Genomic DNA, 20,905 nt, shown 5'->3' with positions numbered 1-20,905 from the left:
ACTTCAAAAACAAAAATAGCATTACGTAGCCTACCTTGCACTCGCAGCCAACCGTGCACCCAACGCGACGAAAAGTGCTCCAAGGGATCTATCCATCCATAAACCAACGTGTGGTTTTCTCTTTAAGTAAGCACCCAACTTAGCACCAGCCAAAACCAAAGGGGGCTCTATTACGGCAGCAACTGCAATAATAAGGCTGCCATGCAATAAAAGCTGTGCCTCGGCTGGGCCAGCGCCTTCCACGATAAATTGCGGCAGGAAAGCCAGAAAGAAGATAGCGACTTTGGGGTTTAGCGCAGATACCAGCATGCCCTGCCAATAAACAGTGGAGAGGTTCTTGTTACCCGGCTTTTCTGCAGCGACAAACTGATCCCCTTGAGACAGCAACATTTTAATACCGAGCCATATCAGGTAGGCGGCCCCTACCCATTTAACAATCGAAAACGCCAATGCAGAGGTGGCTAAAATAGCCGAAAGACCAACTGCAGCCATTACTACATGGAGCGCCGCTCCTGTCCAAATCCCAAACATAGCGGCAAACCCTTGTCGTCGCCCGCTACGTAATGTTTGCCCCAGTATGTAGGCAATATCTGGCCCCGGCGATAGGTTCAAAAGCACGGCCGCTGATAAAAAAGTCATCCAGTGCAGCAATGTATACTCAAACATAAGCGCTCTCTTGTATTTTTCCTTTGCCAAGCTAAAAGAATGTTAACGTGCTAGTTGGAAAGGTTCAGCTGCCAGGAAACGCCGTATTTATCATTCAACCATCCGAATTTTTCACTAAAGCCGTAATTATCTAGAGGCATCAAAACCTTACCTCCATCGCTCAATGCTTTAAATACGTCTTCTATTTCTTTCTCTGAGCCGCACTCAACGTGTAATGACATTGTTGGCGTAAAACTGAACTGATGGTCGTAATAGCTATCCATTGCCAGGAAGAGAGTGCCGTTTATCGAGAAGCGGGCGAGCTTAACTGCCCCTTCGGGATCATGCCCCCCAGCTTCGACACGCTCGATATCGATGATTTTCGAGTTCTCAAATAGCGAAGTGTAAAACTTGATAGCTTCTTCGGCTTTACCGGCCTGATCCCCCACAAACATTAAAGATGTTTTGATAGTCTTCACTTTAACCTCCCATTTCATTTGACGCGCTAAGCGTTACTGTAGAAAGGTCTGCAAAACAGACGCGACATTGACTGCTGTGGTTAAGAGGCATTCTTGAGCGCCTGTTTAATGAAATCCCCTTTCGCCGCCGTATAGGCTTCTCGGTCTGACGTAAATTCCGCCGCCCACAGACGCTTCTTTTTCTCATAACGTTGCGCCAGTTCAGTATCAGCGCGCAGTCTATTGCGAAAAGCCAATCGCCGATGCCACTCTTCACCGCTATACACCATAAGATGCAGATGATGCGTCCTACGCCCCTCGGCCCATCGCATTAACCAACGCCGCCCGACCAAGGAAGCGTTGTACGCTAATGATGTCGCATATTTGGCACGGCACAACGGCTCCAGCAAGTCATCAGCCTGGTGCATTGACTCTACGCCTGCCAGGATATCGATGATTGGCTTGGCCGAGAGACCATGAACAGCGGTACTTCCGATGTGCTCAATGGCTAGAAATTCATCTGGAAATAAATCCAGCAGCCTGTCTCGCTCCTTCTCGAATAGAGCTGGCCAAGCCATATCATATGGAAATAGCGCGACCTCCTCATGGATGGCTCGATTTAAAGATTCCGTTTCATCCATGGCTGAGGCTCCCCTGTATCGAAAATTGTTGCCTATGCTTCATCTGATAACAGTGGCGGCATGGGGCAATCGAGAATATCGGCCATGGCACGGAACAGTTCGGCTTCGGCAGGCAGAATACGTCCACTGTGCTCAATACAGCGCGCCATCGCTTGCAACAGCGCAGGCTTATGCAGAGGCTTTAAGCGCCGCAAACGCTCAACGGCCAGGCTAAGCGCATGCATATCACTTATATCGTCAGTGGCCCTCAATGAGAACGGCAGCTCACTCTCAGCGGCATCGAGCGCGGCGCTTATCTCAGCCGGGTCATCTTGACCGGCGGTGGCAAGCACCGTCAGTAGCATCTGACACTCCCGCGGCAGGTCGTTTATCTTGAGGTTTGCAAGCCCACTGCCTTGCTTGCTGATGTTATTCAACACCAACTGATATAGCGTCCACTCCAACAGACTGACCTGACCATCCGCCTCAATCAACCGTTCCATACAGAGGCGAAAGTGCTGGGCCTGCTCCATCGAGAGCGACCGTAACGCTGGCAGCGTCAGTTCTATTAGAGGCAAGCGTAACTGTACATCCAGCCTCAACATTTCCGGGCCATAATCCATCAGCGCTCGGTAAACATCTGGCAGTGCAACTTGATGCAACGCCTTAAGCTGATGCCTACGCATTGTCTTATCCTGGCTAAGCAGCAGTGAATGGACCAGAGCACGAGCGGTATGGGGCTCATGGGCGGCGATTTTAATCCGCTCAGGTAGCGCATCTAGTGTCGCTCTAGCCTGGTTAAGATGGCGCTGGTCAGGCTGGCCCATGGTGTTAATGGCGGTTTGAGCAGAGGCACCGGTTAACACAGCGGCCATTGCCCCCGTTCCCGTGGCTGTTCCCGAGCCGAATCTGGGCTCCGCTTCAGACCGCTCACCGTTGCCTTCTGGTTCTGTTGCGTCATTCTCGGCTTGCTGGATGGGCCAAGTGACTTCGAAGCGGCCATTCCAGTCTGGCATGACCCGCTTGATACGATCTTTAATCGGCGGATGGGTGGCCATCATTTGGCTAAAGCCCTGCCGTACGCCTTGACCGAAGAACAGGTGGCTGAATTCCGCCGCCTGTGTCGCTTGCAGGTGAGAACCCTGGCTGTGCGAGCCGATTTTAACCAGCGCATTACCAATCCCCTTAGGGTTACGGGTAAACTGCACCGCAGAGGCATCCGCCAGATATTCACGCTGCCGACTAACCGCCGACTTGATCAAGTTACCAAAGAAGGTACCTGCATAACCGATCAGCATTAGCGCCGCCCCGAGCGCTAAAACGACTGCTCCTGAGTTGTCGCGTTTTCCACCGCCGACCCGCCGAAAGCGCATACTACGCAGCACTGTTCCGCCCAATAAGCCAATGATTAGGATGCCATGCAGTATGCTGATCAGGCGCATATTCAACCGCATGTCACCATGCAGAATATGGCTAAACTCATGAGCTACGACGCCCTGCAGCTCATCCCGCGTCAGGTTACGGATCGTGCCACGAGTAATCCCGATCACTGCATCATTGGTTTGATAACCGGCGGCGAAGGCATTGATGCTCTCCTCCTCCAGCACATACACGGAGGGCACTGGCGTACCAGAGGCAATCGCCATCTCTTCGACCACATTGAGAATACGCCGCTCATCAGCATCACGGGTATTAAGATTGATCTCGCGTCCACCAAGGGCTTCTGCCACTACCCGGCCACCACGCCTTAGCTGACTGCGTTTGAATAGCCCGCCCAGCACCACGACGGCCAACACTGCAATAGCAACGCCAGTGACCAGTTCAATCGAGAGTGCCGACCACATTCCCTGAGCAGAAAGATTGGTTTGTGTAGCGGATTGCTCCCCCATTAAATGCAGCGCGATGGTAATTGCCAGCGTGGTAACAGCAATCAGGGCAAGTACTGCCAGTACCATCAAAACGACCAGACGCCCGGTTTTACGACGAGCGTTATCCTGCGCGGTAAAAAAATCCATGTCGCGTTTTCCCTGAGCTTAGAACGACACCGTCGGCGCCGCTTGAATCTGGGCGCTGTCTTCAAACTCTAACAACGAGGCATCCTGCCCATGGCCGAACATGCCCGCCACTGCTACCGGCGGGAAGCTCTGCCGATAGGTGTTGTAGTGCATCACCGCATCATTAAATGACTGCCGCGCAAAGGCCACTTTGTTTTCAGTGCTGGTTAGCTCTTCTGACAATTGCTGCATATTTTCTGAGGCTTTTAGATCCGGGTAGGCTTCCATGACCACATTGAGCCGCCCCATCGCCTGTGTCAGCACGCCCTCTGCACCGCCCAGGTCTGCCATGGCTTTGGCACTGCCTGGGTTTGCCGCGGCCGCTTTTAGCCCAGCGGCGGCTGTATTACGAGCCTCGATGACCGACTGCAGCGTCTCCCGTTCATGGCTGAGGTAACCTTTTGCGGTCTCTACCAGATTAGGAATCAGGTCATGCCGACGCTTAAGTTGCACTTCAATTTGCGCAAAGGCGTTCTCAAAGCGATTTTTCAAAGACACAAGTCGGTTGTAGATACCGATGACGTAAAACGCGATAACGGCGATGATCGCCACAGTGATGATGATAGTGAGCACTATGGTTCTTCCTTATAGTAGGCATTCGTCAGTAAAAGCCGGTCTATGAAAAGCTAGACAATGAATGCCTAGCTAGTGAAAAAAGTAGCCACCAAGTTCAATATCCGACGTTCACACATCACTTTGCAAGCTTAGGGAGAAAGGGAATGTCGACATAGCATTGCTCAAGATCACCTTTCTCATAAAACACTGTGATCGTATCGGTACCTGCTCGAAACGATTATCGAGCAGGGCCTGAAGCTCGCCGCCGGTATACTCTGGGACTTAGGTGAACCTAAAGAACAGGCTTGCAAACAAACGACAACAACCACACATTGCACAGCAACCAAGGCAGAATAAAATGACGACTCCTGAAGAAAACAGCGTCGATAATGAAGCCATTCATTGGGATCAGGATATTAGCTACGGCCAGTACCTGGATCTGGAACCCTTGCTTGCTTGCCAAAATCCCGCTTCTGATGAACACGATGAATTACTCTTTATCGTTATCCATCAAGTATCGGAGCTATGGATCAAACTGTGCCTTCACGAAGCTCATGGTGCCGCAGCGCATATTCAAGAAGATAACCTGCGCCCTGCTTTCAAGATGCTAGCGCGGGTTTCCAGAATTCAAGAACAGCTTATCAAGGCCTGGGAAGTGTTGGTCACCATGACCCCCGCCGACTATGCCAGCTTCCGAGACAGCCTTGGCCAAAGCTCTGGGTTTCAGTCCTATCAATATCGGGAAATGGAATTCCTGTTGGGTAACAAGAACGCCAAGCTAATCGAAGCCCACCGATCAAAACCCAAACACTACCAAAAACTTCAGGAATCCCTCCACTCACCCAGTCTGTACGATATCGTGCTGCAGCTGCTTGCCAAACGCGGCTTCAGCATTCCGGAAAGCAAAACCCAACGCGATTGGAGTATTCCCTACACCGCCAGTAGCGAGGTGGAAGCGGTCTGGACGGAAATCTACCGCAACAGCGAACAACACTGGGATCTATACGAGCTTGCTGAAAAACTGGTGGATGTCGAATTCAACTTTCAGCGCTGGCGATTCAGCCACATGAAAACAGTCGAACGTATCATTGGTTATAGACGCGGCACAGGGGGAACGGCTGGGGTGAACTATCTGGTCAAAGCGCTGGATCTTCAATTCTTCCCGGAACTGTGGAGTGTTCGGACGACGATATAAGCACTTGGCGCACTACTGCGCACCCAGTTTAACTACCGTCATGATATTCAAAACAGCGACATACAATTTTTCGGAGCAGCCATATGCCTGTAAGCCTGGATAGTGTTCGTGAGCGTGACCGCCAAGACCCATTGGCAGACTTTAAAAGCCATTTCGCCCTGCCTGAAGGCGTGCTTTATCTTGATGGGAACTCACTGGGCGCTCAACCGAAGGCCGCCAAACAGGCGGTCGATGAGACTCTGGATCAATGGCGCGACCAACTGATCAAAGGCTGGAACCAGGGCTGGTTCGATGCTCCGGAACGCTTGGGCAATCTGCTAGCCCCGGTGATTGGTGCGCAACGCGGTGAGGTAAGCGTCACTGACAATATCACGCTAAATATCTTCAAGCTGCTGGGGTATATCCTCGGCCAAGGCAAGGAGGGTCGCCAGGCGGTTCTTAGCGAAGGCGGCAACTTCCCGACCGATGGCTACATCGCCCAAGGCTATTGCCGGGTGAGTGGCGCCGAGCACCGCTTCCTGCCCGAAGGAGGCAACTTGGCCGAACACCTCGACGGTGTAGCCGTGGTGGTACTGAGCCAAGTTAATTACCGTACTGGCAAATTACGCGATATAGCCACCACCACGAAACTGGTGCACGACCACGGCGCGGAAGTCATCTGGGATTTGGCCCATTCCGCAGGCGCACTGCCCATTGATCTAAACGGTTGCGGTGCTCGCTACGCCGTAGGCTGTACGTACAAGTACCTTAACGGCGGCCCTGGCGCGCCAGCTTTTTTATACGTGCATAGCGATCACCAAGACAAAGGTTGGCAGCCGCTTTCCGGCTGGCACGGCCATGCATCGCCCTTCGCTTTTGAAGCGGATTACACCCCAGCGGGGGATATTTCCCGCTTTCGCACTGGCACCCATTCGGCACTTGCCTACGCCGCTCTGGAAGCCTCACTCGCCCTATGGAGCGAGGTGGACATGCAGGCGCTGAGAGAAAAAAGTCTGGCAATGAGCGACCTGTTTCGAGAGTGTTTAAGCGATATTTTTACCACTCATAATATTGACGATATAACCCCATCAGCCAGTGAGCGCGGCAGCCAGGTATCACTGGTGGATAGTCAAAACGGCTACGCTATCGTTCAAGCCTTGATTGCCCGCGGAGTGATCGGCGACTACCGGGAACCCGGCCTAATGCGTTTTGGTTTTACCCCGCTGTATCTCAGTTTTGAAGATGTTTGGCAGGCCGCCCAGCACTTCCGCGAGGTAATGGAAAGCGGTGAGTACCAGGATCCGCAGTTTCATGTGCGTGATGCCGTTACCTAATAGAGGTACGTGATGACTGAAATACCCCTGAACCTCGCCTACTCGCCGAGCCATTTCGCTCGGGATTTCGAAGCCACTTTAACGCGCCAGGCAGCTTTAGGTATCGACCTGGTGGCACGCCACCAGCCGATTACCCTGCGCTACGGTGAAGATCCGGCGGCCCGTCTCAACCTGTTCGTCCCGGAAAGTACCGCGGGCCCCTGGCCATTGATGCTATTTATTCACGGCGGCTACTGGCAGGCGCTGGATAACACCGCGACGGACTTTCTGGCTGAACGCTACCTGGCCCGTGGTATGGCCTTCGCCTCCCTGGGTTACGGCTTAGCACCGGAAACCTCCATTAACACCATGGTGAGCCAATGCATTGAGGGGATTGGGGCGGCATGCAACGCCCTCGCGGATAACGGTGGCGTGTGGTCTATTGTATTAGGCGGCCATAGCGCCGGTGCCCAGCTAGCCTACTGGGTAGCCACCAGTGGTGATATACCCATTGATAAGTTGATACTGGTTAGCGGCGTTTATGACCTAACACCATTGGTGGATACCTACGTTAACGAAGCGCTGGAGCTCACTCCACCCCAAGCGCTTGCGTTAAGTCCTATATTTGCCGATTCCAGCAAACTACCCTCATGCCAAGTGGTGATCGCCGAAAGCGATCCGCCCGCTTTTCGCCAACAAACACACGATTTTGTTGCAGCGTTAAAAACTAGCCATATCCAAGTCGAGCTCGTGGATATAGCTAATTGCGATCACTTTGATGTGTTAGATGCTCTATGAGTTTGAACAAACAATCGGCAGAAGTACGTACAACAATGACCAACACTAAGCGGTCGAATAACGTAAAAACAGTATCACCCACCCTGTCTCAACCGTGAAGCGCCGCCTCTATTTCCGCGACGTTGATTTTTCTCATCTGCATCATTGCGTCGAATGCGCGTTTAGCGGCGGCAGGGTCAGGGTCGGTAATGGCGTTAATCAGTACAGCAGGCGTTATCTGCCACGATATTCCCCATTTATCCTTGCACCAGCCACAGGCACTTTCCTCGCCACCATTGCTAACAATGGCATTCCAATAGCGATCCGTTTCGGCTTGGTCATTCGTTGAGACCTGAAAAGAGAACGACTCATTGTGCGTAACCCCAGGCCCGCCGTTGAGTCCAAGGCACGGAATGCCCATCACGGTAAGCTCTACGGTCAATACATCCCCTTGCTTACCCGATGGAAAGTCTCCCGGTGCGTGATGAACCGCCCTGACAAACGAATCAGGAAAGGTATCGGCGTAAAAGCGTGCTGCCTCTTCTGCACCACCATCGTACCAAAGGCAAACAGTGTTCTTTGCGGGGGTTGCCATATCACATCTCCACTAAAACCATAGCGTCATTAAGCCCAGTGAAATATTTACCGAGCTTACCAAGTCTCCTCAGAGCCCGGTGGCCCCATATCGATCTGCATATCAGGCGCTATATCCACTACGCCTTTGATCTTTTTCAGCCGTTCCGCCGTGGCATCGTCAGCCGAGCCGGTAATGCAACCGATCTCCTCCAGCACCTCCTGGATATTTAATCCTTCAGCGCTGAGACGTGTGGCCATTTCATTTATCGGTTGATCGCTGGAAATAGTGATCAACCATAGCGCTACCGCTGGCATCTGGCGTACCTCCCTAGTAAGTGCACTGGGCGGCCTGAAAGGAGCGCCTGCCCAGTGCGTCGCCCAACATCAAGGCGCTTGTACCAACCCAGCTCCCACGCGGGATTCAGGCGATGGCAGCTCTTGCACCGAAGTCACTAGCTGTTGCCACAGTTTCCTTCCCCACAATGAGGCATCTGATTGCGCCCACAGTGCCGCGCAGCCTGCCACGTGTGGCGCCGCCATGCTGGTGCCACTGATCGTTTTATGGCGAGTGGGCCGGGGCCATGAGGAGAAGATATCGCGTCCAGGCGCGGCAATTTCGATCTTGCCATGATTGGAAAAGCTGGAAGGCTTCAGGTTCGGATCGAGAGACGCCACCGACATCACGGTAGGCGAGTTGGCAGGCGCCCCTGTATTGGTAGCTGAATTACCCGCTGCAGCGATAACGAGACACCCATTACGCAGTGCCGCTTCACCAGCATGGGTGTAAGCGGCCTGCACCGGGCTCTGGCTGCCAAGCGACATCGAGATCACCTCACAGCGGTTGGCGATGGCCCAGTTCAGGCCAGCGAGAACGCCCGCCCCGGTACTGCTGCCCGAGTTGGTCAGCACCTTGCCGACGAAGACCTGCGCCTCATACGCGATCCCGTAACGCTGTGTGTTTTCACCGGGCGCCTGGGGGCCACAGGCCGTGCCGATACAGTGAGTACCGTGCCCGTTGATATCCTGCACCGGCTCCCCAACGAATGAGCGGGTAACGAACTCCCTACCCTCGAAATCCGGGTGGCCAAGATCCATCCCGGTATCCAGCACGGCGACTTTTATACCCGCGCCACTCCAGCTACTTTGCGGCACCTTACAGCGTTTTAGCCCCCAAGTTGGCCGAAGGGCGTCCTCTTCAAGGTTCTCTTCGCCTTCTTCCAAATCCAGCTCAACGCCAAGATCACGAGCGATGGTGCTGGCTGCCCGCAAAAAACCCCGTAGATATTCAGAATTTTCAGAAAAGGCGAAATACTCTGGCTCAATAATTTCGATGGGACTATCCGCGGCTACTTTACCCAGCGCACTCATGCCATGCTGCTGTAGGGCATCGCCGCCTACCAGCGCTACTCCAATCTCCGGAAATACCATTGCCTCAGCATCTCCGGCATCTTCCAGGCTAACGGCTTGATCGGTGAAATCCCGCGCATCAGCGATGCGAAATTTCTGGGCTTTTAGCGACTTAATGCCCTCTTCTACCCGCCCCTCACGATAGCTAATCAGAAAGCGCCCGGTTTCAAGGCAACTGCCGCCCCGCTCTAAGGCTGCCAATAGCAATTTTTCGGTGCCGCATGAAACAGTGGCGAGTAACTCACCCGCTGGCGTACTGCCTTTTCCGTTACCTGTCGGTTTTTTCGCCATCGTAGACATCCTTTTCATTTAGCTGGTAAGCGATATGGAATAGGTGAATCATAGACACCATGCAAGGGAAAGCATGCCTAGCTATGCCACATCCACCATTTCAGCTTAACGCACCTGATATGCTTCGCCAGATCGATTTCAGGCTACGGCCCTTAAACATACAGGGCGCTTAAACGAAGGAGGATAGATCATGGCCGTTATGGGTTAATCTCAGTAGGGAGGCACTCGTCATCGCGGAGTGTTAGCACTTCGAAACCAGAGGATGTGACCGCTACCGTATGCTCCCACTGAGCAGACAATTTCTTGTCACTGGTCACCACCGTCCAGCCATCCCGCTTGGTTTTTATCTTGGCCCTGCCCTGATTAATCATGGGCTCGATGGTAAACACCATCCCTTCTTTCAACGCCAGGCCTCTGCCTCTCTTCCCGTAATGCAGCACTTGCGGCTCTTCATGCATTTCGCGACCTATTCCATGGCCGCAATACTCACGAACGACAGAGTATCCGTGTTTTTCGGCATATTGCTGAATTGCGTAGCCTACATCACCCAATGTGGCACCTGGCTTGACCGCGTGTATTCCTTGCCACATGGCCTCGTAGGTTTTATCGACCAGTCGCTTGGCATAGGGAGTCACATCGCCAATCAGATACATCTTGCTGGAGTCAGCAATAAAGCCGTCTTTCTCCAGGGTAATGTCGACATTGACGATATCGCCTGTTTTGAGTATTTGCTTCTCGGATGGAATGCCATGGCACACCACGTGGTTGACTGAGGCATTCAATACGTACTGGTAATCGTATTGCCCCTTACTGGCCGGTCGAGCCTGCAATTGATCGACGATATAGCGCTCGGCCCAATCGTTAAAAGCCATGGTGGATACGCCGGGCGCTATCCGATTGTCGAGATGACTGAACACCAATCCGAGTAGCCGTCCGGCTTCCCGCATCAAACGCAACTCCTCCTCGCTTTTTAGCGTCAGCTCACTCACCGGCCACCTTCCTTACTTCAACGTCGGCTTGCTTCATTTGCTCACGCATGATGTCAGAGAAGGTCATGCCCGGATTGGCCTCGGCAAGCATGCCCACCTTTATCCAATACTCAGCCTGGGCATTGATAGAGCGCACCATGACAGTGCTTGCCTTGCGAATATCCTCATGCAACTGGTCATTGATCTTAACGATACCCATCACACCACCCAATATATGAAACGAATATGAAACATATACGAATCATATATTGCGTAACGATTGGCGGCAAGGCTACCTGATTACGTTGTTACGGGGACACGTTGGCCAGAGGTTCCAACGCCAATACTTCTTTGCGCAGCACAAGCTTCGGCTTCTCTAACGAATCGCGCCACTGAACACACTCCTGCTGTTGCTGCGAGTCGTTATCGGGGTTTGCGACAAAGGCATCCAACCAGGCCTGGCGGGAACACAGGTCTTGATACTCCCCGAGCAGGCGCTGGCGGTGCTTCAATTGGGACAGAAACGGCTCAGGGGTCTCTGGATTCAGATCAGCCAGGTAACGAATCCGCTTCACGCCCTTCCGCAGTTCATGGAACTCGGTGTCATGGGTATCCAGCGAGAGTGCCGCCAGGTCTTCATCGTGGCGTGCGATACGCTCATTCAGTACCCTACGTATACGCTTTGGCGTAAGTTTCGAAAGCGCCTTACCAACGTCATCGGAAGCGATAAAGTGCTTCCATGCCTCCATCTCCTCAGCATATGCCGGTGCACTTAACTGCTGACACAGCGCCTGGAGGCGCTCCCGCTGGCAAGCCTGGAGCCACTGCATCAATCCCTGGCGACTACCAGGAGTGAGCGGTGGGGGCGTCTTGACCATATCCTCCAGAAACACATCAATATCACGCAGGTCACTGGTAGCCTGGGCACGTTGCTTGAGCCGCTTAAGCATCTTTTTCAGGCCAGGCACTCGGGTAATGGCGCGCACGGATTCACCCACTGCCCGGCTACGACGCAGATTGACCCGGTACTGGTGCAGGAACTCAGGATCAACACCTGCGATGACACCAGCTTCCAAGGTACGGATCATCTGATACTGGTGCTCCAGCATGTCACGAATGCGGCTGGTAGTGTCGTTATTGCGTTTGGGTGGTCGGGGGGCAAGGCGCTGAAAAAGAGGATAACTGGCCGCTTCCGGGGTCTGGCACCCTGCCAGCTTGGCTCCGCCCTGCCTCACACTTTCCCAGGAAGAGCCGGACAGCGTGAAATGCAGTACGCTCCCGGTGGGCAGCGAATGCGGCGCGGTCTTGTCGAGCCAACGAGCCAGATCATGCAGCGCCGGGTTATGCCCAATCACCAGCACCCTTTCGGCTTCATTCGGCAGCGATTCGAGCCATGCCTGCAGCCCGCCACCATCGAACGTGTAAAGGTCTTCATCGAAGTGAACCTGATTGACCAGGGTACGATCAGGCAGTTGCGCTGCGATCTCGTCGAAGGTTTCCCGCGTGCGAACCGCTGTACTGGCGTAAATCCCCCCTTCTAACGCTTGCCAGTGCTGCAGCACATGCGCCATCGCCGCTGCCTGACGTTTACCACGCTTTCGCAACGGCCGTTGGTGGTCGGTCATATCGCCACTGGGCTGTTTAGCCTTGGCGTGCCGCATTAGGTATAGGTGCCGCATGGATTCGCTCCCAAGCACAGTGTGGTACGCAAAGTTTAGTACATGCCCATCTTCTAGCGAGAGCGCTGACAAGGCTTCACTACACACCAACTGGCCAGCACCAGGCTACCGAATAGCGTGTACACCACCACAAACACCCACTCCGGCAAAGTGAAATAGAGCAGGTTGTGCAGCCAGTACTGAATAAACGAGCCCGAATAGGTGACGGCGCCTGCCTCTGCCCTCAGCGCCATTTCCCAGGTGGTTAACGGGCAAACCACGCCAAGCCAAGCCTGAACCACCACATAGCCAATGGCGCAAAGATGTACGATACGAAAGGTTTTATTACGAACCCACCGCCAGTTGAAGAAATAGCCTGCGTAAATGGCGACCAGGCCTAACACCACGAAGGCCACAAACAGCACGTGGAGAATTAGAAAGGTGTCGGCGAGCATTAGCAGCAGTGATGGGGGCATAGGAAAGCGCTACTTGCTGCCAACGGGTGAATCTGGTGCTTCGACGACATCGCTGCAGACGACGACTTGGTTCCTCCCAGCGCGTTTGCCAACATAAAGCATCTCATCCGCTCGTTTAATTAAAGACTCCAGATCGGCTTCCTCTGAATCGGTAGCCGCCACGCCAACGGTGACGCTTGGGCGCAGTTTGCCCATCTCTTCTGTTAACGAAAGTTCAGCCACCTTCTTTTTCAAACGCTCTGCTACCATTTGCGCATCGCTCGAGCTGGTGTCTGGGAGTGCGACAACAAACTCTTCACCACCAAAACGTCCTATCACATCCGTTGGGCGCAGCGATTCTGCACAGACTTCGGCAATCTTGGTTAGCACCCAATCCCCGTGGCTATGCCCCCAGGTGTCGTTAATGTGTTTGAAGTGATCCACATCGATCATAAACAGGCTGAATGGCACCTTGTGGGTTTGCGAGTGCTGCAACAGATCTTTAGCCAGTTTTATAAAATGGCCGCGATTATTCAGGCTGGTCAGCGCGTCCTGCTCAGCGACTACCCTCAGCTGTTCTTCCAGTGATTTTCGGTGCGCGATCTCTTTGTGTAACTGGTGGTTATTCTCTCGCTCTTCTTGAAGCAGTGCATATTGCTTACGCTGCAGGCATTCCAAGCGCAGCAGGGCGAAAAACCCTACAACGCTGCCCATAATCAGCAACAGTGCGACCAGTAGCGTCGCTATCGGGGCAAGACTTGCGAACAGCACCGCAGCCACTAAAAAGCCAATATTTAAATAGAGGCTGGCCGCTGTCACGACTGTTAGCGGATTGGGAATCAGAAGATAAAACGCCATGGTAGCCACCACCACCGCGGTGATTTGAGTGGGGAGGCTTTCGGGTCGTAGGGGGACAATCAATATAATGCCCGTGGCAAATACCCACAGCGGTAAGGCGTGCAACCAAGCACGGTAATCATTGCCACCCCAGCGCCGCACAACGAGTGCCACCAACAGGCAAATGCTCACCACCACTATTCGCATGGTAAGCAGCAGATAGAACTCCCTGGTAAGGCCCAGCAGGTAGTAATCCGCAATCGCGAACATGCCAAAGACACATGCCGCAACGCTCACAGCAAAGCTAAACTCAAGCCGCACGCTTTCCTGGATAGAGCGGCGATACATCAACTCACGGCTGGCATCGCAAAACTGCCCGGTTAACCCATGCACCTGATACTGTTGTTTCTGTAATGGCACAGCCCCACACTCCCGACGTCACGTGGCAATTTTTCTTATTTTATCAATAACGCGATGCCACTCACCTCAACATTCAGCAGGCGTAACCGTACGATAGCTGGCCGTGGCCTTTTCCAGCCCTTGCTGTAATGCCCGAATGCGCGATTCATGGGCAGGATGCTTAGAAAGAAATTCAAGGGGCTGACCACCACCGCTAGCAGCCATGTTGCGCCACAGGGTCACGCTCTGCTGCGGGTCAAACCCCGCACGGGCCATAATTTCCAAGCCCATCAAATCGGCCTCCTCCTCATGGGTGCGGCTGAAAGGCAGGCTAATGCCCAACTGGGCACCGATACCCAAGGCCTGCATCAATTGCTGGTTGCCAAATTCCTCTTCCCCTAATAACCCCACCACCAATAACACGGCTTTAATGCCAAGCTGCTGGGTAAGCCGCTCATTGCCATGATCCGCCAACACATGCCCCACCTCGTGCCCAATCACCGCCGCTAGCTGGGCTGGCGTCTCGGCCACTCGCAGTAGCCCGCTATGCACCCCGATGCGTCCACCCGGCAGAGCAAACGCATTGGGGGAAGCATCCTCAAATACCACCACTTCCCAGCGTTCAGGGAAAGCGAGCCCTGGGTAGCTCGCCTTAGCGCCAGCCACCACTTTTTCAGCCACGCACTGCACCAACTGATTAGCCTGCGTATCGCGATTGATCGGCTGGCTATTGCGCAGCTGATTAAAGGCATCTTCCCCCATGTCAGCCATTAACGCGTTCGGTACTAACGCCAATTGGGAGCGCCCGGTGGGCGTTTCCCCGCAACCAGCCAAAGAGGCCAGCAACATCAAAAGGAAAAGAGGTAACAGAAATCGCCGATGCATCGGATAGTATCGCCTGGATTAAGAAACGTGCAGTAGAGTGTAAGGCGCTTCTCAGGCGTAGCGCACGTCGCGTTCATCAACGCTACCCAGCCCAAGGTGCCGGTCGTAATCGTAGGCCACAAATAGGCGGACATAATCCAACTCGGTATGAAGCTCTAGCGAACCTACCACTCATTGGCGGAGCAGTAGATATCGTCTAGAACCTCCCCGTTAAAGTAACGGGGAGACACGTCTAGAGTTCTTCGCTGCGAGGTATTATTCGTTAAGGCTGTAAATCACTCAGGCGTTTGCGCTTCGTCGCGCATCACTTCGAGCGAAGTGATTTCAACGGTGAGTGCGTCACGCGTTGTTTCTAACTCACTTACCCGATCACCGACCGCTGAAAGTTGGTTATTGGCCTCTTCTATCTGAGTATTTAGCGCTTCAAGGTCAGCTTCAACCTGACTGCGGGCATCTTCTGCCTCTTGACGAGCCTGTTGCGCGGTATCGCTGGCGGCTTCGGCTTCTTCAATCTCGGCGTTGAGCGCTTCAAGGTCTGCTTCAGCCTCGCTGCGAGCGTCTTCTGCGTCTTGACGAGACTGTTGAGCGGCATCGCGGGCGGCTTCGGCCTCTTCTTTCTCTTTTTCTACCTCGGCGTAGTTCTCATTCAGCTCTTCAAGGCTGCTCTGCCGTTCGTCGACCTGCTCATTGAGGGTCTCCACTTCTTCTTCGCGGGTTTCACGCTCGCCCCGTAAAGCCTTCAAATCTTCTTCAGCGTGGGAAATATCTGCTCGCGTCGAAGCTAGCTCGGCTTCAGCATCAGCTTGCTCAACCTCAAGGGCGCTCATTCTCTGCTGCAGTGTTGCTAAATCAAGCTCCGCGGCTTCAACCTCAGACATCTCCGCCTGAATCTGTTGATGCTCCCGCTCAGTTTCAGCCAGACGCGCTTCGAGCGCATCCATACTGTCTCCCCGCGACCCAGCAATGGTGTGCGCCACCACGGCCCAGACCACCGCAATAATCGCGATGACCAAGAGCACCTTTACCCGGTTATCGCTCAACAATGCTATCGTTGATGGTTTATTTGTCCCTGTCATTGGTGCAATCCTCTCGCTTAAGCGTTATCGCTAATATAGCAGCTAACGTATCTACGTCAGCAGGCCGTCATCTGCCCCGTTGTTAATATGGAGGAAAGTTTTTGATTCGGCTAGAAACGATCATTCAACACATTCATGTACCTGAAGCCATGGCTCCGAGGAAAATTTTTCCAATAGCAACGCCTAGCTTAGATACCCCACCCCTGCCTAGATCCTTTCACCCCAGGGGTTTTAACGCGCTGCGCAACCGCTGAGTCAGGTGTTCAGGTTGGACTGCATTCAAAGAGACGGAGTCAGATTTTTGAAAATGACAAAACTGAACGATGGCTTCCACAAAAGCAGTAACGACTCTATGTTCATCAAAAGGGTGTGGCTCGAAATATAAGTTCTTGATCTCTAAGTGACTGGTTTTGCGATGGACTTTACAATCCATCCGGCCAACAAATGCATCGCGATAAAGTAGCGGCAGGCAAAAGTAACCATACTGACGCTTGGCTTCGGGCACATAACATTCCAGCTGATAGTCGTATTGAAACAGCGCCCTGAGCCGCTCCCGCTGAATGACACTGTTGTCGAAGGGGGAAAGAATCAACATTCGCTCTTTCAAACGAGGAAGAGGGCGTTCGAGCGCTCCCCTTTCCAATATAAATACATCGCCACTGCTCACTTTCACTCTCTCTAAATCACCCTGCGCTAACCTTTCATTTACCAGGGCATTCACAGCTTTGCGTAACTCTGTATTTCGGCGCAGATAGGTCAGCCCTTTGAGTGAAGCAAACCCATGACAGCTCAATTGTTGGTCTACAAGGTGCGCCGCATACTCCTCCATGGAGGGCATCTGTAAATTTACGTGAGATGGCAATACCCGCTCGGTTAGATCATATGTCTTTTGAAAACCGTCGCGGTCGCTGACCATCAGATCGCCTTGCATATACAGCTGTTCAAGTGCCTTTTTGGCGGGCTTCCAGTCCCACCAGCCTGCACGTTTGATGCTGCTAGCCCCTACATCTCGAGACCGCAGCGGGCCATCTGAACGTATGCGAGCCAACAACTCTCCCATGAGCTTTTTATCAGGTGATCTAAACCAATGCGTTTGCCCACTTTTGATAGCGTTTTTGTAGGGCAAGGAAAAGCGAAAATCGGTAATGGGTAAAAATGCAGCCGCGTGCGACCAATACTCAAAAATGTCTTTATTGATCAACAGCTGGTTCAGCATGTGTGGCTCAAACCCTGGTACTCGGGAGTGAATAACATGATGATGGGCTCGTTCCACCACAGATATGGTGTCTATCTGAACATAACCCAGGTGGTTAATCGCTTTACGGGCACCGGCTAAGCCACGTCCATAAGGCTTATTCTGCAGCAAACCTTGCGCAGCCAGAGCAAGGCGACGTAAGCGCGACAGCTCTTGTGGGCGTTTAATTTCAGTGATTGTCATACTTGCCTCGAAGCTCGTCATTAACAGTACAAGTTTGCACTTTACCCAATGGCTACACGCCTAGAAGCGGCAAGCGCTTAAGCTTGTGGTACTTCAGAGCCAACTCGATGCAATGCCTTAACGGAACCTGTTCGATATTCACACTCAGAGGGAGCACAATAGCTCTCTTACCCTCATACTCAAATTCATCAGGATATATTTCTTTGAACGTTTCAATCAAACATGTTTGGCAGTGAAAAAATACCTTAATGACGTCTGGATCTTTAGGTTTCCAGTCGATTCGAATGGTAGTGCCCCCTTTGACAAGATAACTAGCTTCTCCCCATTTAAGCGCTTCTTCGACATCGCCAAGCTCATCTTCAGCAGCTACTGCCAGAATGAGTTGTCGCACGCTCTCAAGCTGCAACCGTGCGCCTTTCGGGTAGCTTTCAAACTTAGCCTGAACATCTGGATTCACGTTAAACTTACTCCAGGGTTAGCAGCGAGAGGCATAAAATTCATCTATCACACCAAACCGAAAGGCCATCGTTCCACGATAGTCTCAACATGCCGGCTCCCACCATTCTGAGTTACGTCCATAGTGTCTAATTACATCAACCTTGCTTTCAGCATGTTGAGTTACTATCAGTTAGTCAGATTTAGCTGCCAATAGCCAACGTCGTGCCATTGATCGAACTTAAACCCTACCTTTTCAAAATGGGCCACTTTTTTCATGCCCATTTTTTCGTGCAGTGCAACGCTGGCCGGGTTGGGAAGCGTGATACCGCCCATCACCGCATGAATACCGCACTCTGTGAGCGTGGAAAAGAGCGTTTCGTACAGCTTTGCGCCCAAGCCCCTACCGTGCGCCTGATTGGAAAGGTAGACGCTGACTTCAACTGAAAATCGATAGGCGCTTCTCTCTTTCCATTTGGTAGCGTAGGCATAGCCCACCACATCACCCTCTTCTACTGCCACCAACCAAGGCAAACCTGCCCCCTGAACGTTTTCAATCCGGCCTTGGATGTCTGAACCCAATACTGGCTTTTCTTCAAATGAAATAGCGGTATTTTCGATGTAGTGGTTATAAATGTGCGCTATGGTTTCCGAATCACCCTTTACGGCATCTCTGATCATGTTTTTTTCCATTTATATTCTGACGGTTTACGTTCACTGATTAACATAATTCAACTTCCGCTTTCGTGATCAGCTAGAGTGCCGTTTAAGCCAAGCTAAGCCGCAATAAGAGCCGCCCTCTAACCACCGCACCGCGTTGCCAGAAACTCGCCATTGCCAACAGGTACAGTGCACGTGGTGAAATCAGGATCTGCCGATACCAGCGCCATAAAATCAGCCATTTCATCTGCATGGGAAGTGGCGTTATCCACCACAAGCAGTCCGCCCTTGCGTAAAACTCGCTGGATATTCGGCCACCAATTCACATAATCAGAGCGCTTTGAGTCTAAAAAGAGCAGATCGAAACAGGCATCGTCCAGGCTTTCAAGAAGCCCACCCACCTCCCCTCGCTGCTGAGTGATGACATCAGAGAGGCCTGAGCGCTCAAAATTTCTCGCGGCCATCTCAAGCTTGTATTCGGAAAGCTCAACAGTGGTAACGTGCCCACCAACCCTCTGCACTGCCTGAGCCAGCCATAAGGTGGAGTACCCATTCGAGGTGCCAATTTCCAGCACTCGTTGAGCATTGGTTGCTTGAACTAGTACCGATAGGAACTCCCCCGTATCACGGGTGATATTGAGCATTCGTCTTGGGCGCTCAGAAATAGCAGCATCGTTTTGTTGGCCAAATTGCTCAAGTTCCGTTAGCAGTTCTTGAAGGGTTTCACTCATAGTTGTCTCCCGATACGAACACATCCAATTTACCGTCTTTTGCTTATACAGGTCGCTTAGCAAGCAGTGCCCAGACACCCGCCGAAGAGAGTAACGTTCCGCCAACCAAGTTGAAGCGACGCTGGGCGCGACGCGATGCCAGCATCTTGCGCACCGATGCTGCGAATACGGCGTAGAGAGTGGCATTAAGCGTTGCCAACGCCACAAACGTGATCGCAAGTATCCACAGTTGTTGCCCAGCATCGGCGTTCGGGCTGACGAATTGCGGCAAAAAGGCGACGAAGAAGATAATGCCCTTCGGGTTGAGCGCAGTAACGAGATAGGTATTGGTGAAAAGCTTCCAGCGCGAACCTGATACCGCCGGTGTTACCGGCTGCACAGAGGATATACCGGCACGCAATAGTTTGATGCCCATATAGAGAAGGTATAAACCGCCGATCCACTTGATCACAGTGAACCAGAATGCCGAGGTGGCTAACACCGCTCCCAAGCCAAGCAGTGAAAAGAGCAGCGCCGTTGAATCACCCAATGCCACCGCAGCAACAAGCGGAATATTGGCGCGCCTACCTTGGGCGATAGAGTAGCTGACCACGGTCAGAATCGTTGGCCCAGGGATGGCGAGCAATGCCACCGACGCCAGGGCAAAGGCGAACCAGATTTCAATAGACATGGAAAGCTACCTCACAGGTTGTTAATGCTAAGTTAGCATAAGCTCAACAATGATTGGAGTGCTCTGCTAGAAGCTAAGCGGCTCTAGCTATCATTCTTGCTTTTAACCATCAGCACATACCCAGCTGAGCGGCGATCCAGCGTCCCAGCGCCAGGGAACCAACAAAAGCACCGACTAGCCCCAGATAGGCGCCAACCATCCAACTGCGATGCTGCTCTATCCTGCCCTTGAGGATAGCCACCACTGCAACGGCAAGAGCTACTAACACCCACAACGAAAGCAGATGAATCGGTCTAAAGTGACCTATCAGCGGCAGAACGCCACCACCAGCTCAAGGAACGCCTAACGACCTACGCTGCCATAGAACGAGAGTGGTTTAGCAACCCAGAGACGTTCACGCCCGTCCAGCGCGCTCCCTGGCACACGCTGAGGCTTGGCCAACGCCTTACCGAGACGTGGGTGGAATGGGTCGAGGAAGTGATGGAAGAGGATTAGCTATTGGTGAAACCAGCTTCTCGTGGAAGCTTGGGGCTTTGGAGGGAGGGATTGTTATCGGCCAGGAGCTAACTTCAAGAAAGCCTTGACGTTTCAATAACAAGAGCAAGTTGGTGGGTCGAAATTAACCAAAATTTTGCAGGCAAGGTCTGCATCTATCAAAAAACACCATAACCACTTATCAATAATCAACCGTGGTCAGGCCATGATGATTAATGGATCGTTCGAAGAAAAAAGAGAAACTCTTGACAGACCTCCCTATACTGTATCTATCCACTGACGAAATACCAATCAAAGGGTCGCTGTGAAGATTGGGGATAATCGCCAG

General features: G+C 52.7%; 25 protein-coding genes. 4 read left to right on the top strand and 21 right to left on the bottom strand.

The features are described from left to right. Window positions 1-30: 30 nt before the first annotated feature. The 5 genes from LMS44_RS09695 to LMS44_RS09675 all read right to left on the bottom strand — a co-directional run bounded on the left by LMS44_RS09695 (window position 31) and on the right by LMS44_RS09675 (window position 4,353). Window positions 31-666, bottom strand: a complete 636-nt coding sequence (locus LMS44_RS09695) for a LysE family translocator (RefSeq protein WP_138800282.1) — start codon at window positions 664-666, stop codon at window positions 31-33. A 50-nt stretch (window positions 667-716) separates the two neighbouring features. Continuing rightward, entirely contained in the window at window positions 717-1,124 is a 408-nt protein-coding gene (locus LMS44_RS09690) for a VOC family protein (RefSeq protein WP_022523739.1), read from the bottom strand. A gap of 80 nt (window positions 1,125-1,204) precedes the next feature. Next, window positions 1,205-1,744, bottom strand: a complete 540-nt coding sequence (locus LMS44_RS09685; RefSeq protein WP_278371358.1) for a GrpB family protein — start codon at window positions 1,742-1,744, stop codon at window positions 1,205-1,207. 32 nt (window positions 1,745-1,776) lie between these two features. Next, the gene (locus LMS44_RS09680; RefSeq protein WP_278371357.1) at window positions 1,777-3,738 is read right to left on the bottom strand and encodes a M48 family metallopeptidase; all 1,962 of its coding nucleotides are present in this window, start codon (window positions 3,736-3,738) and stop codon (window positions 1,777-1,779) included. A gap of 18 nt (window positions 3,739-3,756) precedes the next feature. Beyond that, window positions 3,757-4,353, bottom strand: coding sequence for a LemA family protein (locus LMS44_RS09675; protein WP_170834116.1), 597 nt, complete (start codon window positions 4,351-4,353; stop codon window positions 3,757-3,759). Window positions 4,354-4,690: 337 nt separating this feature from the next. Here LMS44_RS09675 and kynA point away from each other — a divergent pair, with 337 nt between their 5' ends. The 3 genes from kynA (at window position 4,691) to LMS44_RS09660 (ending at window position 7,617) form a co-directional block, all read left to right on the top strand. Further along, entirely contained in the window at window positions 4,691-5,527 is an 837-nt protein-coding gene (gene kynA / locus LMS44_RS09670; RefSeq protein ID WP_022523743.1) for a tryptophan 2,3-dioxygenase, read from the top strand. An 83-nt stretch (window positions 5,528-5,610) separates the two neighbouring features. Then, window positions 5,611-6,840, top strand: coding sequence for a kynureninase (kynU, locus tag LMS44_RS09665; RefSeq protein ID WP_027959204.1), 1,230 nt, complete (start codon window positions 5,611-5,613; stop codon window positions 6,838-6,840). Between the two features lie 12 nt (window positions 6,841-6,852). Next, complete coding sequence (locus LMS44_RS09660; protein WP_159176708.1) at window positions 6,853-7,617, top strand: alpha/beta hydrolase; 765 nt, start codon at window positions 6,853-6,855, stop codon at window positions 7,615-7,617. 88 nt (window positions 7,618-7,705) lie between these two features. On the opposite strand, the gene LMS44_RS09655 is transcribed toward LMS44_RS09660, so the two are convergent. The 16 genes from LMS44_RS09655 to LMS44_RS09580 form a co-directional block, all read right to left on the bottom strand. Next, window positions 7,706-8,191, bottom strand: a complete 486-nt coding sequence (locus tag LMS44_RS09655; RefSeq protein ID WP_278371355.1) for a VOC family protein — start codon at window positions 8,189-8,191, stop codon at window positions 7,706-7,708. Window positions 8,192-8,247: 56 nt separating this feature from the next. Next, window positions 8,248-8,487, bottom strand: a complete 240-nt coding sequence (locus LMS44_RS09650; RefSeq protein ID WP_027959201.1) for a hypothetical protein — start codon at window positions 8,485-8,487, stop codon at window positions 8,248-8,250. A 69-nt stretch (window positions 8,488-8,556) separates the two neighbouring features. Beyond that, complete coding sequence (locus LMS44_RS09645) at window positions 8,557-9,870, bottom strand: S8 family serine peptidase (protein WP_278371354.1); 1,314 nt, start codon at window positions 9,868-9,870, stop codon at window positions 8,557-8,559. Between the two features lie 197 nt (window positions 9,871-10,067). Continuing rightward, window positions 10,068-10,859, bottom strand: coding sequence for a type I methionyl aminopeptidase (gene map, locus LMS44_RS09640; RefSeq protein WP_278371353.1), 792 nt, complete (start codon window positions 10,857-10,859; stop codon window positions 10,068-10,070). Then, a complete protein-coding gene (locus LMS44_RS09635) occupies window positions 10,852-11,058 on the bottom strand; it encodes a ParD-like family protein (protein ID WP_035578729.1) in 207 nt (68 codons plus the stop codon). Before LMS44_RS09635 ends, map begins: the two co-directional genes overlap by 8 nt. Window positions 11,059-11,146: 88 nt before the next feature. Then, window positions 11,147-12,517: a CHAD domain-containing protein gene (locus LMS44_RS09630; RefSeq protein ID WP_278371352.1), complete on the bottom strand. Its 1,371-nt coding sequence runs from the start codon at window positions 12,515-12,517 to the stop codon at window positions 11,147-11,149. Window positions 12,518-12,570: 53 nt separating this feature from the next. After that, window positions 12,571-12,972, bottom strand: a complete 402-nt coding sequence (locus tag LMS44_RS09625) for a DUF2784 domain-containing protein (protein WP_278371351.1) — start codon at window positions 12,970-12,972, stop codon at window positions 12,571-12,573. Window positions 12,973-12,981: 9 nt separating this feature from the next. Next, on the bottom strand, window positions 12,982-14,208 hold the full coding sequence (locus LMS44_RS09620) for a GGDEF domain-containing protein (protein WP_230805278.1): 1,227 nt from the start codon (window positions 14,206-14,208) through the stop codon (window positions 12,982-12,984). Window positions 14,209-14,274: 66 nt separating this feature from the next. Then, window positions 14,275-15,072 carry a M48 family metallopeptidase gene (locus LMS44_RS09615; protein ID WP_278371350.1) on the bottom strand — a complete coding sequence of 266 codons (798 nt, stop codon included), beginning with the start codon at window positions 15,070-15,072 and terminating at the stop codon, window positions 14,275-14,277. A 275-nt stretch (window positions 15,073-15,347) separates the two neighbouring features. Further along, entirely contained in the window at window positions 15,348-16,148 is an 801-nt protein-coding gene (locus tag LMS44_RS09610) for a coiled-coil domain-containing protein (protein ID WP_009286481.1), read from the bottom strand. A 217-nt stretch (window positions 16,149-16,365) separates the two neighbouring features. Beyond that, entirely contained in the window at window positions 16,366-17,586 is a 1,221-nt protein-coding gene (locus tag LMS44_RS09605; protein ID WP_238326104.1) for a winged helix-turn-helix domain-containing protein, read from the bottom strand. Window positions 17,587-17,638: 52 nt separating this feature from the next. Continuing rightward, on the bottom strand, window positions 17,639-18,043 hold the full coding sequence (locus LMS44_RS09600) for a DUF1801 domain-containing protein (RefSeq protein ID WP_022523758.1): 405 nt from the start codon (window positions 18,041-18,043) through the stop codon (window positions 17,639-17,641). Window positions 18,044-18,210: 167 nt separating this feature from the next. After that, a complete protein-coding gene (locus LMS44_RS09595) occupies window positions 18,211-18,714 on the bottom strand; it encodes an arsinothricin resistance N-acetyltransferase ArsN1 family B (protein ID WP_238326105.1) in 504 nt (167 codons plus the stop codon). 107 nt (window positions 18,715-18,821) lie between these two features. Beyond that, on the bottom strand, window positions 18,822-19,412 hold the full coding sequence (locus LMS44_RS09590; protein WP_022523760.1) for an O-methyltransferase: 591 nt from the start codon (window positions 19,410-19,412) through the stop codon (window positions 18,822-18,824). A gap of 43 nt (window positions 19,413-19,455) precedes the next feature. Continuing rightward, entirely contained in the window at window positions 19,456-20,082 is a 627-nt protein-coding gene (locus LMS44_RS09585) for a LysE family translocator (protein ID WP_022523761.1), read from the bottom strand. Window positions 20,083-20,191: 109 nt separating this feature from the next. After that, window positions 20,192-20,371: a DUF2306 domain-containing protein gene (locus LMS44_RS09580; protein WP_258955956.1), complete on the bottom strand. Its 180-nt coding sequence runs from the start codon at window positions 20,369-20,371 to the stop codon at window positions 20,192-20,194. A 71-nt stretch (window positions 20,372-20,442) separates the two neighbouring features. On the opposite strand from LMS44_RS09580, the gene LMS44_RS09575 reads away from it, so the two are divergent. Then, complete coding sequence (locus LMS44_RS09575; RefSeq protein WP_231500688.1) at window positions 20,443-20,577, top strand: hypothetical protein; 135 nt, start codon at window positions 20,443-20,445, stop codon at window positions 20,575-20,577. Window positions 20,578-20,905 lie beyond the last annotated feature (328 nt).

The organism is Halomonas profundus (assembly GCF_020865425.1).
Classification (GTDB): Bacteria; Pseudomonadota; Gammaproteobacteria; order Pseudomonadales; family Halomonadaceae; genus Vreelandella; species Vreelandella titanicae.
This window is presented reverse-complemented; position numbering and strand designations above follow the sequence as displayed.

What these genes read in the sequence shown, in the direction of transcription:
- LMS44_RS09695 (WP_138800282.1), bottom strand. Translation starts at nt 666, where the DNA reads ATGTTTGAGTATACATTGCTGCACTGGATGACTTTTTTATCAGCGGCC.
- LMS44_RS09685 (WP_278371358.1), bottom strand. Translation starts at nt 1,744, where the DNA reads ATGGATGAAACGGAATCTTTAAATCGAGCCATCCATGAGGAGGTCGCG.
- LMS44_RS09680 (WP_278371357.1), bottom strand. Translation starts at nt 3,738, where the DNA reads ATGGATTTTTTTACCGCGCAGGATAACGCTCGTCGTAAAACCGGGCGT.
- kynA (WP_022523743.1), top strand. Translation starts at nt 4,691, where the DNA reads ATGACGACTCCTGAAGAAAACAGCGTCGATAATGAAGCCATTCATTGG.
- kynU (WP_027959204.1), top strand. Translation starts at nt 5,611, where the DNA reads ATGCCTGTAAGCCTGGATAGTGTTCGTGAGCGTGACCGCCAAGACCCA.
- LMS44_RS09660 (WP_159176708.1), top strand. Translation starts at nt 6,853, where the DNA reads ATGACTGAAATACCCCTGAACCTCGCCTACTCGCCGAGCCATTTCGCT.
- LMS44_RS09655 (WP_278371355.1), bottom strand. Translation starts at nt 8,191, where the DNA reads ATGGCAACCCCCGCAAAGAACACTGTTTGCCTTTGGTACGATGGTGGT.
- LMS44_RS09650 (WP_027959201.1), bottom strand. Translation starts at nt 8,487, where the DNA reads ATGCCAGCGGTAGCGCTATGGTTGATCACTATTTCCAGCGATCAACCG.
- LMS44_RS09645 (WP_278371354.1), bottom strand. Translation starts at nt 9,870, where the DNA reads ATGGCGAAAAAACCGACAGGTAACGGAAAAGGCAGTACGCCAGCGGGT.
- LMS44_RS09635 (WP_035578729.1), bottom strand. Translation starts at nt 11,058, where the DNA reads ATGGGTATCGTTAAGATCAATGACCAGTTGCATGAGGATATTCGCAAG.
- LMS44_RS09630 (WP_278371352.1), bottom strand. Translation starts at nt 12,517, where the DNA reads ATGCGGCACCTATACCTAATGCGGCACGCCAAGGCTAAACAGCCCAGT.
- LMS44_RS09625 (WP_278371351.1), bottom strand. Translation starts at nt 12,972, where the DNA reads ATGCCCCCATCACTGCTGCTAATGCTCGCCGACACCTTTCTAATTCTC.
- LMS44_RS09615 (WP_278371350.1), bottom strand. Translation starts at nt 15,072, where the DNA reads ATGCATCGGCGATTTCTGTTACCTCTTTTCCTTTTGATGTTGCTGGCC.
- LMS44_RS09610 (WP_009286481.1), bottom strand. Translation starts at nt 16,148, where the DNA reads ATGACAGGGACAAATAAACCATCAACGATAGCATTGTTGAGCGATAAC.
- LMS44_RS09605 (WP_238326104.1), bottom strand. Translation starts at nt 17,586, where the DNA reads ATGACAATCACTGAAATTAAACGCCCACAAGAGCTGTCGCGCTTACGT.
- LMS44_RS09595 (WP_238326105.1), bottom strand. Translation starts at nt 18,714, where the DNA reads ATGGAAAAAAACATGATCAGAGATGCCGTAAAGGGTGATTCGGAAACC.
- LMS44_RS09590 (WP_022523760.1), bottom strand. Translation starts at nt 19,412, where the DNA reads ATGAGTGAAACCCTTCAAGAACTGCTAACGGAACTTGAGCAATTTGGC.
- LMS44_RS09585 (WP_022523761.1), bottom strand. Translation starts at nt 20,082, where the DNA reads ATGTCTATTGAAATCTGGTTCGCCTTTGCCCTGGCGTCGGTGGCATTG.